This window comes from Marinobacter sp. C2H3 (assembly GCF_037080155.1).
GTDB lineage: Bacteria > Pseudomonadota > Gammaproteobacteria > Pseudomonadales > Oleiphilaceae > Marinobacter.
This window is the reverse complement of the sequence record NZ_JBBBNZ010000004.1, coordinates 112,481-126,604: the sequence shown is the minus strand read 5'-3', so window position 1 is coordinate 126,604 and position 14,124 is coordinate 112,481. Positions and strand designations below refer to the sequence as shown.

Below are 14,124 nucleotides of genomic sequence, written 5' to 3'. Positions count from 1 at the left end.
CGCCGTCCTGCGCAGGCTCCTGGGCCACCGCTGTCGGCCGGGCTTTACGCCCGGTTCGACAGCCAGACGCTCTGGTAGGGTTTGAGCACCAGGGTCCCCGAGAGGTCCTCAATGCGATCCCCTGAGAGCAGGTCCAGCCAACGGTCTGTGCCGATCAGGTTGATGTCGGACAGGGCAATGCTCTGGGTCTGGTCGCTCACGTTGTGGATGCAGAACACCGACTGGTCCCGGCGCAGGCTCTGGCGCCAGAAGCCAAAGACCTGGAGCCCCAGGTGCAGGGTGAACTGGGTAGCGTTGGGGTGAAACGCAGGCTGCCGGCGGCGGATGCCGATGCGGCGCTTCAGCTCGTTGAACACACGATGGTGCACCGTGGCCGGGTCCCGCAACCGATCCCCCAGAACATCGACCGACCACTGGCTCCGGTTGATGGACCGCAGGCGCCCGGTGTGCGCCACCCGCTCGTGATCGTTGGGCGTGGCCAGCAGGCTGTGCAGATAAAAAGCGGGAACCCCTTCCAGCGCCAGCATGATGGTGTGAGCGCACACAAAGCGCGCCTCCTGCCAATGATCCGCGCCACCAGCGGCGGTGCCGCTTAACGCATCAAACAGTGCGATGTTGATCTCGTAGGGCTGATCCTGTCCGTCCGCCGTGCGGCGATGGGAGACCCGCCCGCCGAACGAGGCCAGTGTGTTGATCAGCCGCTGCTTTTCTTCCTCATCCAACAGACCGTCCGTGGGCCGCAGCCCGATACCGTCGTGGGAGGCGATGAAGTTCAGGTAGGTGGTGCCCATCTGGGCCGGCGGCATGCTCATCAACCAGGTTTTCAGGTGCCGGCAGTTGCCGGTGACCAGGGTGTTGATCAGCAACGGCGGCAGGGAGAAGTTGTAGATCAGGTGCGCTTCATTGGCGTTGCCAAAGTACGTCAGGTTTTCCCGGTTCGGCACGTTGGTTTCGGTGATCACGATGGCGTCTGGCCGGTAGTGCTCGATCAGCAGCCGAAGCAGCCGGATCAGCTCGTGGGTCTGGCGCAGGTGTACGCAGGGCGTGCCCACCTCTTTCCACAGGAACGCTACCGCATCCAGCCGGAACACGGAGATGCCGTGATCCAGATAAGCTCGGACAATGCCAACAAACTCGGCCAGCACGTCCGGGTTGGCAAAATTCAGGTCCACCTGATCCTCGCTGAAGGTGCACCAGACGTGGCGCTCCCCGTCGTCGGTCTGCACCGGCGTGAGCAGCGGTGAGGTGCGGGGACGGACCACGGCGCTCAGATCGTCCTTCGGGCTCGCCTCCACAAAATAGGTCCGGCCCGGGTGCTGGCGCCGGCGAAAGTTCTCAAACCAGCGGCTGCGGGCGGACATGTGGTTGATCACCAGGTCCGCCATCAGCCGCGCCTCGCCCGCAATGGCTTCGATGTGGGACCAGTCACCGTGGGATTCGTTGACGGCCAGGTAGTCCATCACGGAAAAGCCATCGTCCGAGCTGTAGGGAAAAAACGGCAGGATGTGAATGCCGTTGATCGCGTCCTCAAGCCACTCCCGGTAAAACGCCCGCAGGGTGACCAGCGGCTTTTCGCCCTCGCGTTGGACGGTGTCCGCGTACGTGATCATCCACACGTCCCGCTCGCTCCAGTGGTTGGCGTGGGCCGGCGGTGACGGCGCGTCCGGCGCCAGGGCCATGATGCCCAACAGCCGATCGGCCAGGGCCTCCGCGTCTTCGTTCGGGTACACCGACGCCAGCAGCCCGGCCAACTGATCACCAAGGGTGGGCGTCATGGCCGGAAGTCCTCGTTGTCCAGCTCCACGGCTTCCAGCAGCCGCTCCTTGATGTCCGGAATGGCGCTGGTCACCCGGTTCCAGCTGGGGATGAACGGCGTGTCCATGGGATGGTCCAGAAAGTAGGCGCCCGCCCGCATGACATTCTGGGCGAAAAGCTCCACCGCCTTTTCTTCCTTGTGCCGGTCAAACGCCAGCCCGTTCATCACCGCATCGTTCTGGTAGGTCTCAACAAAATCCAGCGCCATCCGGAAATAGGTGGCCTTGATGGTGCGAAACTTCTCGTTGGAGAAAATCTCGCCGTTGGTGGCCAGTTTCCGGAATAGCGCTTTGGCGATGTCCAGGCTCATTTTCGAGAGGCCCCGGCTGGCGTCCTCCGGCGAGAGGTCCTGGTGCTTGTGGTCGTAGACGTCCGCCACGTCCACCTGGCACAGGCGGTTGGTGGCGTAGTTGCGCTTCATCTCGGAGAGCACCCCCACCTCCAGGCCCCAGTCGCTGGGGATGCGCAGGTCGTTGATCACATCGGTACGGAAGGAAAACTCGCCCGCTAATGGGTAGCGGTAGCTGTCCAGGTAATCCAGGAAGTCACTCGGGCCGCACACTTTCTTGAGCGCTCGGATCAGCGGCGTCACCAGCAGACGGCTGACCCGACCGTTCATCTTCGAATCCGCCACCCGCGCGTAATACCCTTTGCAAAACATATAGTTGAAGGCCGGGTTAGCGACCGGATAGATCAGCCGGGCGAGCAGTTCCCGGGAGTACGTCAGGATGTCACAATCATGCAGCGCCACCGATTTGCCGACGCCGGAGGCCAACACATAGCCAAAGCAATACCAGACATTGCGCCCCTTGCCCATTTCGGTGGGCGCCAGGTTCTGTTCCCGCAGCATCACGTCCAGGGCCCGCAGCCGAGGGCCGTCGTTCCAGAGCACGCGCACATTGTCCTGGGGCAGGCCGGAGAAATACTCAAGCGCGTGGCGATACTGGGCTTCGTCCGCCCGGTCCAGGCCAATCACCACCTGGCTGAGGTACGGCACCTGTGTCAGCTCGTCCACGATGTGGCGAAGGGCCGGGCCTTCCAGTTCCGAGTACAGCGATGGCAACACCAGCGACAGGGGGCGGGATTTACTGAACCGCAGCAACTCCGCCTCCATATCCTCCACCGGCCGGCGCACCAGATTGTGCAGGGTCGTTACGATGCCGTTCTGGTAAAAGTCACCCATGGGCGATTCCTCGTCAGTAACCGTACTCGAACAGGAGGTTGAGCACGCAGTCGTTCCAGCCCTGCGGGCCGGGGCGCAGGGAGCGCATAGCGCGGCGGTCGCTGGTAAAGGCCAGCTCGTCGCTGTGGCGGCCCAGGATCACCACCGGGATATCCGCCACGTCCAGTAGCCCCTGATCGTTGGGGCTGTCCCCCAAGGCGATGGTGATCAGCGGCGCATCGCCGGCTTCGGCGCGGTATCGATCGAGCAGGAAGCGGGCGCCGTCGGCTTTGTCGAACTGGCCCATGGCGTGCCAGAACCGACCGCCCTGGATCAGGCGGAACCCGGCCCCGGCCAGCGCCTCACGAAAGGCGGCCAGCTCCTCGTCACTGCCCTGCCACACCAGGGGTTCGGTGGCCGCACGGTCCTTTGAACGGGCCGCAGCCTCCGTATCCAGGCCGGTCAGTTCGGCAACCTCCGCCGTGGTCATGTCGTTGAAGCCCCGGAACCGGGCGCCGGCCTCGCGCAACCTGGCCAATTCCGCCAGCACGTCCTCACGGGGTGCGCCCTGAACGTGCACGCGGGGCGCGCCGTTGGCGTCCTTCGGCAACACCACGGCGGCGCCGTTCTCAACAATCGCCGGCAGATGAAGCCCCATGGCGGCCTGAAGCCAGGCCATTTCGGCGGCGGTCTTGCTGGAGCTGAGCACCAGCGGAATGCCGGCGTTGGCGAGCCGGTCCAGCGCTGGCTGGGCGGGTGACCAGTCGTAGTCGTCGGCGTCCAGCAGGGTGCCGTCGAGATCGGAAAACACCAGCAGCCGGGGGCGGTCGGCGCGGTTGGACGCCGGCGCTTTCGGAGGGTTGGGGTGGTTCACCATAGGCATCTCCCTGGTTCAACGGCCTGTGTGGCGGCAATGGCGGATAATTGCACCAGTTCAGTGCACCCGCCCTCTGCCTGCCCCGCTATGGCTCAGCCGGGCCATGCACACCCACACCGTTGATCTCTGATAAGGTAGGGGCTGTATAACGTCACTGTTATCCCAGCAGTATCCGTACCAATCCGCTGTTTCAGCGTGGAGCACCATGACGTCCGACCCCCTCACCTTTCCTGATCTGCCCGTTGAACACCGGTACCAGACGCTGCCGCCGGCGTTTTACAGCCAGGTATCGCCCACGCCGCTTACCGGCGCCCGGCTGGTGACTTTCAACCAGTCTCTGGCGGCGGAGATGGGCGTGCCCGCGCCGAGCACGGACGCGGACCGCGAGGCCTGGGCAGCTCTCGGCGCCGGCGAACGGCTGCTCGAGGGCATGCGCCCGATCGCCATGAAATACACCGGCCACCAGTTCGGCGTGTACAACCCGGACCTGGGAGACGGCCGCGGCCTGCTGCTGTGGGAAACCCTCGGCCCGGACGGCCGGCGCTGGGACTGGCACCTGAAAGGGGCGGGCACCACGCCCTATTCCCGGTTCGGGGACGGGCGAGCGGTGCTGCGATCCACCATCCGTGAGTACTTGTGCAGCGAGGCGATGCATTACCTGGGTATTCCCACCACCCGGGCGCTGTTCATGGTCAGCGCCGAGGACCCGGTGCGCCGGGAGTCCATCGAGACCGCCGCCGCTCTGATGCGGGTGGCCCGCAGCCACATTCGCTTTGGTCACGTGGAGTTCGCCGCCCATCACGAGGGGCCGGAAGCGGTGGCCACGCTGATCGACCACGTAATCGCCCTGCACTTCCCGGACCTGGCCGATCTGCCGGACGACGAACGGCGCCGCCGCTGGCTGGAAGCCGTGGTTACCCGCACCGCACGGCTGATAGCCGACTGGCAGGCGGTGGGCTTCTGCCACGGGGTGATGAACAGCGACAACATGTCCATCCTCGGAGACACCTTTGACTATGGCCCCTACGCTTTCCTGGACGACTTCGACGCCGGCCACATCTGCAACCACACTGACCAGGGCGGCCGCTACGCCTACAACCGCCAGCCCCAGGTGGGCTTCGACAACTGCCAATACCTGGCCCGGGCGCTGTTACCGGTGATGGACGAAGACGACGTTCGGCGGGGCCTGCGCCGGTACGAGACGGCGTACAACGAGCGTTTTCTGGAGAACCTGCGGGGGAAACTCGGGCTGGCAGCGCCCGAGGAGAACGACTTGTCCCTGATCATGGAAACCTACAGCCTGCTGCACGAGCACCGGGTGGACCACACCCGATTCTTCCGGGGCCTGTCTACCCTAGACTCCCGGGGACCGGACCCGGTGCGGGACCTGTTCGTGGACCGCAGCGTGGCGGATGCGTGGCTCGAGCGCTACCAGCAGCGCCTGGCCCGGGAAACCCGGAGCGTGGAGGCGCGAGAAGCCGCCATGTGCGCCGTGAACCCCAAATACATCCTGCGCAACTACCTGGCCCAGCAGGTCATTCAGGAAGCGCAGAACGGGAATTATCAGCCCCTCGAGGCACTGTTGGCGGTGCTGAAGCGGCCGTTTGACGAACAGCCGGAGAACGAGCGCTATGCGGCCCTGCCCCCGGATTGGGGGAAGCATCTGAACATCAGCTGTTCGAGCTGACGTGGGGGGCGTGAAGCAGGGGTCAGATGAGACTCATCTGACCCCGGGGGTAAAAGCAGGGGTCAGATGAAACTCATCTGACCCCGAGGGTTTAAGCAGGGGGTCAGATGAAAGCTTTCACCTGACCCCGTTTAATCACACCGCCTTGGCGGCAATGATCTTCTCGTGCCACTCCACCGGACCGGTCTGGTGCACGGAGCTGCCACGGCTGTCGACGGCGACGGTCACCGGCATGTCTTCCACCTCAAACTCGTAGATGGCTTCCATCCCCAGCTCCGAGAACGCCACCACCTCGGCTTTCTTGATGGCCTTGGACACCAGGTAGGCGGCGCCGCCGACGGCCATCAGGTATACCGCGCCAAACTCCCGGATCGCGTCGATGGCCACCTGGCCGCGCTCGGCCTTGCCGATCATGCCGGTCAGGCCGGTTTTCTCGAGCATGGTGCGGGTGAATTTGTCCATCCGGGTGGAGGTGGTGGGGCCAGCGGGGCCAACCACTTCTTCACCCACCGGGTCCACCGGGCCCACGTAGTAAATGAACCGGCCTTTCAGATCCACCGGCAGGGACTCGCCCCGCTCGATCATGTCCACCATTTTCTTGTGGGCCGCGTCGCGGCCGGTCAGCATCTTGCCGGACAGCAGCACGGTCTCACCCGGCTTCCAGTCTTTCACGTCTTCAGCGGTCACGGTATCCAAATTCACCCGGCGCACGTTATCGCCCACTTCCCAGGTGATTTCCGGCCAGTCGTCCAGGCTCGGCGGGGTCTGCAGGGACGGGCCGCTGCCGTCGAGCACGAAATGGGCATGGCGGGTGGCCGCGCAGTTCGGGATGATCGCCACCGGCTTGTTGGCCGCGTGGGTCGGGTAATCTTTCACTTTCACATCCAGCACCGTGGTCAGGCCGCCCAGGCCCTGGGCGCCAATGCCCAGATCGTTCACCTTCTCGAACAGCTCAAGGCGCAGTTCCTCAGCGCGGTTGGACGCGCCCCGGGCCTTCAGGTCGTGAATGTCAATCGGGTCCAGCAGCGCTTCCTTGGCCAGCTCCATCGCCTTCTCGGCGGTGCCGCCAATACCAATGCCCAGCATGCCAGGCGGGCACCAGCCCGCGCCCATCTGCGGGATCATTTTCAGCACCCACTCCACCACCGAGTCAGACGGGTTGAGCATGGCAAACTTGGATTTGGCCTCGGAACCACCGCCCTTGGCCGCCACGTGCACGTCCACCGTGTTACCCGGCACCATCTTGTAGTGGATGATGGCCGGCGTGTTGTCCTTGGTGTTCTGGCGCTTGCCGTCCGGGTCCGCCAGTACGGACGCCCGCAGCACGTTGTCCGGGTGGGTATAGGCCCGGCGCACGCCCTCGTTGATCACATCGTCCAGGGGCATGTCGCACTCGAACTTCACATCCATGCCCACGTTCACGAACACGGTCACGATGCCGGTGTCCTGGCAGATCGGCCGGTGGCCCTGGGCACACATCCGGGAGTTGATCAGAATCTGCGCCATGGCGTCTTTCGCCGCCTGGGACTCTTCCTTCAGGTAGGCCTCATAGACGCCCTGGATAAAGTCCTTCGGATGGTAGTAGGAGATGAACTGCAGCGCGTCCGCGACGCTTTCAATCAGATCGTCCTGGCGAATTACGGTGGTCATAGGCGCCTCATCAGGTGGTGTCGTTATACGCGGTGGGGATTCACGCGGTGTGTCACATTTTTAAGAGGCCAAAGTTTACCAGAAAATCCGGCCAGGTGACCGGTCCCCAAAACGGGACACGGGTTGCCCCGTGGAGGGCAGAATCACACTTTTGGCTGATCACCGCTTGCAGCTCTGCCGCTATAGTCAGAAGCATGACATTGGTTTCAAAGCGCTGGCCAAAATCCAGACGACATAACGACACAACAACAGGAAAAGGTTCCACCCCATGTTCAAGAAAACTCTAATAAGTCTTGCCGTGGCGTCTTCCGTTGGACTTTCAGGCTGCCTGAGCGGCGGCGGCTCCGGGTCGAACGCGAATCCGGAGTATAAGATCAGCAACCCTGCAATCGATGGAAAGGTGTGGCCACAGTTCAATCCGGTTACCGGCCAATTGCCGATTCCGAACGACCTCATCTTCCAGGGTGATGATCTTGCGACGGTGAATGTGAACGAGGCGGATGGAACCTTTAAAGTTGCGGACAGCACGCCCCCCGTGACCACGGCGCTCAACAAGCTGAGCGGCGCATCAACGGTTGCTCCGATTGATATTGCCATGAACGGCATGATTGATGCGGACTCTGTCGATGGCCAGCCGTTTGTCGTTGACGCAAATGGCGACCTGGTCCTCAACTCCGGCGTGCCGATTCCGAACCCCAAGCAGAACGTGTTTCTCCTGGAGCTTGACTACGCCAGTGGCGATCCTCTTCAAGCCCTCAGCCTTGGTGAGCCACCGACCATTCCGTTGGCCCTGCCGTTTGTCGCTCTTAAAGCGGGTGACACGAGCCAAGTTACGGCCGCCAATACCGTTGCCAGAGCCGCCGTTGACCAATACAAGGTATCGGTCGTGACGCAATCTGACGATGAAGGCGAACACAGCGTCATTCGCATTAACCTGCTGAAGCCACTCGACCCCAAAAAGCGCTATCTCGTCGTGGTAACCAAGGACGTAACCGCCGGCGGTGAACACATCATTGCTTCACCGTCCTACGCCAACGCTACTGATGCGACCCAGCCGCTGGGCTCATCCAACCTTGAGCCAGTGCGCAAGATCATCAACTCCTTCTGGGAGCCCGTGGCGGAAAATTACTTCGGGCTGACAAACAGCTCCCGCGAAGCGAACTCCCTGCCTGCACTGTCCGCAAAGGACATTGCGTTCAGCATTTCGCTGACAACATCGGCTGATGAGGAAATCCTGCCGTACATGGCTCAGCCGAGTAAATGGTTCACTGACCAGCTGCGTTCCGTCATCCGTCTTGGCGCCGTCCGCAAGGTGGCTGGCGCCGCAAGCGTTCTCTCCAAGGTTTCAGGCGGCATGACGCTGGAAGACGCGCTCAAATCGATGCGCAAATCAGCGGACGAGGTCGGCCCCAACGACACCAACGCCAACGGCGTTATCGACGCCCTGGATTTTGACTTTAACGGCGATAACAACCTGACTCCGGCCGACTTTAACCTGTCGAGCACCGGCGATACCGCCAGCTCCCCGTTCAACTACTACGATGTGCAAGCGGCCATCGCGGCGGCCGAAGGGGCATTTCCTCCGCCCGCATTGAGCGCTGCGCTGCCCACGCTGTTCGGTAGTGGTGCTCCTTGTGATACCGGGTTCGACACCGGCACCGCGTGCGGTGGCACTGCGCTTGCCGGAAACTACGCCTCGCTGCTGCCTAGCATTGGTGACAAGAGCGCTTCCGTGTCGCTGCCAGCACTTGCCTCTGGCTCAATCGCAGCGCTGCTAACACCGGCCGTGAGCTCAGTCACAGGTTCTAGCACGGCACTTGTCCTTCAGGGCAGCATTTCGATCCCCTACTTCCTCGGCGTACCGAGCGGTTCTGACGGATCAACCATCAACTCGAGCACCTGGACGGCCAACCATGCCCTGGCAGAAAGGCTGAACCAGGACTTCGGAGCGCTGGGCCTCCAACTGGCACAAGGCGTCAAATCACCACTGACGGGCGATTACGCCAGTGACGCCGTGAACTATCTGTTCCCCTTCCCGGCGAAAACCGGTACAACGGACCAAAAAATCCCGATGCTGGTTATGCTTCCTCGGCCCAACGTCACCACTGATGGCGGGTTCACTTGGGATGGCTCAGCGCAATTGCCGGTTGTGGTCTTCCAGCACGGCATCACAACCGACCGAAGCGCTGCCTTGTCTGTCGGTTCAGTCCTGACCTCTCAGGGTTACGGCGTTGTTGCTATTGACCTGCCGCTGCACGGTGTCGACGCGCAGGATCAATCTGACAAGACCTCTGGCAAGGCGCAGGAACAGCAAGCGTTGGCCTCGGCGCTGCTGAAAGGTTTTGACAGCCAGAGTGGCGGTGCACTGCCGGCCCAAAATACAGCGGCAAATATCAGCGCATTGATTGCTGGAACCTATGCAGATGGAGTGCAGGCGTTTCTGGTCAGCCAAGGATGCCCGGATGACCGAAATCAAATCCTTAGTGGCGCCTGTGGCACGGATCCTCAGAAATTCCTGAGCTTTGCAGTGGGCGCAGAAAACTCAGTAGCGAACTACACGAGCGTCATCCCCGGCATCGCCAGAACCAGCTTCGAGCGCCACTTCAACTTCACCGCGAACGCCAGTGGCAATCCGACTGCGATGAACTTTGATGCCGGCGTTGGCTCGTCCGGCAGCCTGTACATCAACCTCCAGAACTTCTTCAACAGCCGTGACAAGAACCTGGAGTCGCAAATTGACCTAGTCAACCTGGTCGCTTCCCTCGGCGGAATCAAAGCCAATGGTGCAACCCAGACGTTTGATACCAACCAGATTTTCATGGCCGGTCATTCCCTGGGTACGGTCGCGGTGACCGGTGCGGCTGCAACGCTGAACCAGTCTACAAATCTTCCGGATGTCGTTGGCACAGTGCTTTACGCCCCGGCGTCAGGCATCACCCGCATGCTGGAGAATTCACCCAGCTTTGCGAGTCTGATTCTGAACGGCCTTGCCGCCAAGGGCGTGGAACAGGGCTCTGCTAACTATGAGACCTTCATGCGGGTGGTTCAGAACGCGATTGATCCGGCGGACCCGATCAACCTGGCGGACGATCTGGCAGGCTCTGGAAAAGGCGTGCTGGCGTTCAACGTGGTGGGTACGGAAGACGGCAACGGCAACACGCTGTACAAGTCTGACCAGACCAACGTTATCGAAGCCGCCAATACTCAGCTGAATAACGCGTTCCCGGACTATCTGGCCGGTGCGCTGCCGCTCTCGGAAGAGCTCGGTGCGAAAAACGTAGTCTCCATCAGCGGCGGTGAGAAAGTCCTGGCGACGGACCTCGCCTACGGCAACCACGGCATGTTCGTACTGCCCTCTGAGAACTCGGACATCAAGGACGACGCGCAGCGCGCGGCAGACTTCCAGCGGCAGAGCGACGCCTTCAAAGAGTCGCTCCTCGAGACAGCGGAGTTCCTGCTCAGCGGCGGCACGCTCGGTGGACCGGTCGATGCCAACACTGGACGGATGGGCTCTCCGAGCACCACACCGATCCTGGACAGCCGTGACATCCCGAACGCACAGGATGTTATCGACTCCGACAACACAGACGAGCTCAAGCAGTTGAACTGATTGACACAGCGAAGACCTTTAAGCCCTCACCCCAGGTGAGGGCTTTTTTATTTCGGATTCACCGAGACCCAAACCGAATCGCACACCCCAACTGCCGCTGCATCACCCCATCTCCTCTGTCCGCCTCAACCACCATCCCCCTCGCGGTCAACTGCGGATGCACCGCCGCCTCGGCAATGGTCAGCACCGGCTCCACGCAGGCGTCCACGTCCGCAAACACCGTCTGCCATTCCGCCAGGGACTTTTCGGCAACGCACGCCCGAATCGCCGCTTTCAAGGTCTGCTGGTCCGCCGGCTTCTGGCTGAGCGCCAGGGGCTTGAGTTCGGGCAGGCCCAGGGCTTCGCACAGGCGGGCGGAGAACTGGGGTTCCAGGCTGCCGATGGAGAGCCAGCGGTTGTCGGCGGTTTGATAGTAGTCGTAGAAGCTGCCTCCGTTGAGCATGCCGCTTTCCGGGGCGGGCGTCTGGCCGCCGGCCAGGCAGGCGGCGCCGGCCATGGCGTTCAGGCTGAAGGCGGCGTCGGTCATGCTGATGTCGATGTACTGGCCTTCCCCGGTCTGCTGGCGCTGGATGACGGCCGCGAGCACACCCATGACTGCGTGGTGAGAGCCGCCGGCGATGTCCGCCACCTGGATGCCCAGCGGCGGCGGGCCGCTGTCGGCGCGGCCGCAGTGGCTCGCCACGCCGGCCAGGGCCAGGTAGTTGATGTCGTGGCCGGCGCGATCCCGGTAGGGGCCGGTCTGGCCGTAGCCGGTGATGGCGCAGTAGATCAGGCCGGGGTTTTCCGCCCGCAGGGCGTCATAGCCAACGCCGAGGCGGTCCATGACGCCGGGGCGGAACTGCTCCACCACGATGTCGTACTCGCGGACCAGTTCCTTGATACGCTCGGCCGCGCCGGGGGCTTTCAGGTTCAGGGTGAGCGTCTGCTTGCCACGGTTCAGGTAGGAGAACGCCGTGCTGAATGTGCCGTCGAAGGGCGGCATTACCTTGGTCAGGTCCACCCGGTCGGGCGCTTCCACCCGGAGCACCTCCGCACCCATATCCGCCAGTAGCCGGGTGGCGTAAGGCCCCGGCAAGAGCGTGCTGAAATCCAGAACTTTGAGAGCGCTGAGTGGGCCGGGCATGGGGCCTCCTGTGGGGTGTCGTGATGGCGTAATGGCGCAAACGGGCCGCAAAGGGCCTGACGCGCGCAGGGTTTACGGGTTGTTATCTCATGCTACCGGCTTTGCCACAAAGGCCAACGGCCTGTTGCATCATTCCAACTGGCCGAATCTGCCAGTATGGCGCGTCTGCGGCGGTTGCATTGCCGGCGCGGGCTTTTATGATGTCGGACGGCGCCCGGAAAATTGTCCGCCCCACGGGCAGCGGTCTCGGGCCACCCGACTCAGGCAGCAGGATTCTTCATGTCCAACCTCACCGTCTCGCGACACTTTGTGGAAGCGGCCCTCACCGGCGCCCGGGCCAAGGGCATGAGCGTCGATGACCTGCTGCGGGAGGCCGGCATCTCACCGGATTTGCTGGAACTGGGCGCGGCCCGGGTCAGCAGCGATCAGTTCAGCCGGCTGATGCAGGTGCTGTGGAACCGCACGGAAGACGAGTTCATGGGCCTGGGACCGCGCCGCGCGCGTACCGGCACCTTTGCCACCATGTGCTCCCTCGTGATGAGCTGCCCCACGCTGGAGGCGGTATACCGACAGGCGTTCCAGTTTTCCCGGCTGTTCGAGCCGATGGTGGCGATGGCGCTCGATACGGACGGCGAACAGGCCCGTCTGGTGCTGCGCATTGAGGGCGAACTGAACGATCCGGAGTATTTTCTGCGGGAGAGCATTCTGGTGATCTGGCACCGGCTTGGGAGCTGGCTGGTGGGCCAGCCGGTTGAGCTGTCCGCCGCCTCATTTGCCTATCCGCGGCCAGCCCACGGGGACGAGTACCGGCACATCTTCCACTGCCCGCTGACGTTCGGGGCGGAGCAGACCGCCCTCACCTTCGACAAACGGTTTCTCGCGGCCCCGGTGATCCGGGAGAAGCCGGAAATGCACCAGTTCCTGAAAACGTCCCCGGCAGACCTGCTGTCCCGCCCGGATGAGAGCAACACCTGGACCGGGCGCATCCGGGCCCTGATCGGACGGGATTTTTCCGATGCGCGGGCGCTGCCGGATTTCGATTCCATCGCGGTGGAACTGCACACCAGCCCGCAGACCCTCCGACGGCGGCTGAAGCAGGAGAACACGTCGTTCCAGGAGATCAAGGATCTGCTGCGCCGGGATATGGCGATGTACTACCTGCGCCGGGAGGAGTGGGCCATCAACGACGTGGCCGCGAAGGTGGGCTTTACCGAGCCGTCCACCTTCCACCGGGCCTTCAAGAAATGGACGGGGGTGACGCCGGGCGCCTACCGGGATGGCCAGCGCGCCGGGTCAGACACCCGTTGGCCGGTCAGCGGGACGGTGCCTGAAGCTCCTTGATCAACCGGCCCAGGGTGTGGGCAATATCACCCACCGTATCCGGCGCCAGCGCCAGCTGCATCATGCGTGAGCCATCCCGGGGGTCATACACCCAGCACGTTGCCAGCGCGTCCTCACAGCCCCAGCGGATCATCGGGTTGATGCCATACACTGTCAGCGCGGTCGTGGTGCGGACCTGCCGGTTGTCGGCATTCCGCCGCACGGTTTGCAGGTTAATGGCATCGTTAGTGGCCGTTACCCGGTACCCGATGTCCGCGTCCTTGCCCGGCCCTACACGATCGCCTCCCTCACGCCAGCCCGCCAGATCCAGCAGGCTGTTCAGGTGCAGCAGCAGGGCCTTGCGATTACTGTCCGTGAGATAGAGCTTGCGCAGAGCGGCCAGGCTCTGCTGGCTGGCCGGCTTGATGGTGGCGACTTTTTCCGGCTGGGTTTGCCCGGCCGCGGCCTTGGCCGCCTGCTGCTTGCGGGCCCGCTCGGTGTCGGTGATACGCTCTAGCGCGTCTTTGTAGAACCGGCCCTCGGCGCCAGCCCCATCGACGTAGGCCTCAAACGCCGACTGAGCTTCGTTCAGGTGGCCGGCCTGGAGCATCACCAGACCCCGATAGTAGTAATACTCGGCCGGCGGTTTCAGCTCCGGCTGGGCCGTCGCCATTTGCTGCAACTGGTTCAGGTACTCACCGGCCTCGCCCCAATGCTCAGCCTGCACCGCCTGCTCCGTAGCCAGCATCAGCCGGCGCTGCTCATGCTCCGGCGCCAGGGCCTGAGCTTGGCCAGCCACCAGGGCTGTCACCAGAAGTAACCAGCGCAACGTCTGGCAGGATGGGTGGTTGCCGGAGGTCCGGCGTTCGTTCTGTGCCAT

At 63.0% G+C, this 14,124-nt stretch carries 9 protein-coding genes; 3 read left to right on the top strand and 6 right to left on the bottom strand.

What is annotated here, in order from left to right:
- Positions 1-44: 44 nt before the first annotated feature.
- The 3 genes from V3388_RS13195 to V3388_RS13185 are packed head-to-tail and all read right to left on the bottom strand — an operon-like array spanning position 45 to position 3,854.
- Entirely contained in the window at positions 45-1,775 is a 1,731-nt protein-coding gene (locus tag V3388_RS13195) for a sugar phosphorylase (protein ID WP_336368041.1), read from the bottom strand.
- Positions 1,772-2,998, bottom strand: a complete 1,227-nt coding sequence (locus V3388_RS13190; protein ID WP_336368040.1) for a glycosyl transferase — start codon at positions 2,996-2,998, stop codon at positions 1,772-1,774. The genes V3388_RS13195 and V3388_RS13190 overlap by 4 nt, the downstream gene beginning before the upstream one ends.
- 13 nt (positions 2,999-3,011) lie before the next feature.
- Positions 3,012-3,854: an HAD-IIB family hydrolase gene (locus V3388_RS13185; RefSeq protein WP_336368039.1), complete on the bottom strand. Its 843-nt coding sequence runs from the start codon at positions 3,852-3,854 to the stop codon at positions 3,012-3,014.
- 205 nt (positions 3,855-4,059) lie between these two features.
- Here V3388_RS13185 and V3388_RS13180 point away from each other — a divergent pair, with 205 nt between their 5' ends.
- Positions 4,060-5,541 (top strand): protein adenylyltransferase SelO, encoded by a 1,482-nt coding sequence (locus V3388_RS13180; protein WP_336368038.1) that lies wholly within the window; start codon positions 4,060-4,062, stop codon positions 5,539-5,541.
- Positions 5,542-5,676: 135 nt separating this feature from the next.
- Here V3388_RS13180 and V3388_RS13175 read toward each other — a convergent pair whose 3' ends face one another.
- Complete coding sequence (locus V3388_RS13175) at positions 5,677-7,191, bottom strand: fumarate hydratase (protein WP_336368037.1); 1,515 nt, start codon at positions 7,189-7,191, stop codon at positions 5,677-5,679.
- A 268-nt stretch (positions 7,192-7,459) separates the two neighbouring features.
- On the opposite strand from V3388_RS13175, the gene V3388_RS13170 reads away from it, so the two are divergent.
- Entirely contained in the window at positions 7,460-10,801 is a 3,342-nt protein-coding gene (locus V3388_RS13170) for a hypothetical protein (protein WP_336368036.1), read from the top strand.
- A 58-nt stretch (positions 10,802-10,859) separates the two neighbouring features.
- On the opposite strand, the gene V3388_RS13165 is transcribed toward V3388_RS13170, so the two are convergent.
- On the bottom strand, positions 10,860-11,924 hold the full coding sequence (locus tag V3388_RS13165) for a CaiB/BaiF CoA transferase family protein (protein WP_336368035.1): 1,065 nt from the start codon (positions 11,922-11,924) through the stop codon (positions 10,860-10,862).
- 279 nt (positions 11,925-12,203) lie between these two features.
- On the opposite strand from V3388_RS13165, the gene V3388_RS13160 reads away from it, so the two are divergent.
- Positions 12,204-13,265 carry an AraC family transcriptional regulator gene (locus tag V3388_RS13160; RefSeq protein WP_336368034.1) on the top strand — a complete coding sequence of 354 codons (1,062 nt, stop codon included), beginning with the start codon at positions 12,204-12,206 and terminating at the stop codon, positions 13,263-13,265.
- On the opposite strand, the gene V3388_RS13155 is transcribed toward V3388_RS13160, so the two are convergent.
- A complete protein-coding gene (locus V3388_RS13155; protein WP_336368033.1) occupies positions 13,237-14,124 on the bottom strand; it encodes a hypothetical protein in 888 nt (295 codons plus the stop codon). The two genes, V3388_RS13160 and V3388_RS13155, sit on opposite strands and share 29 nt — an antisense overlap.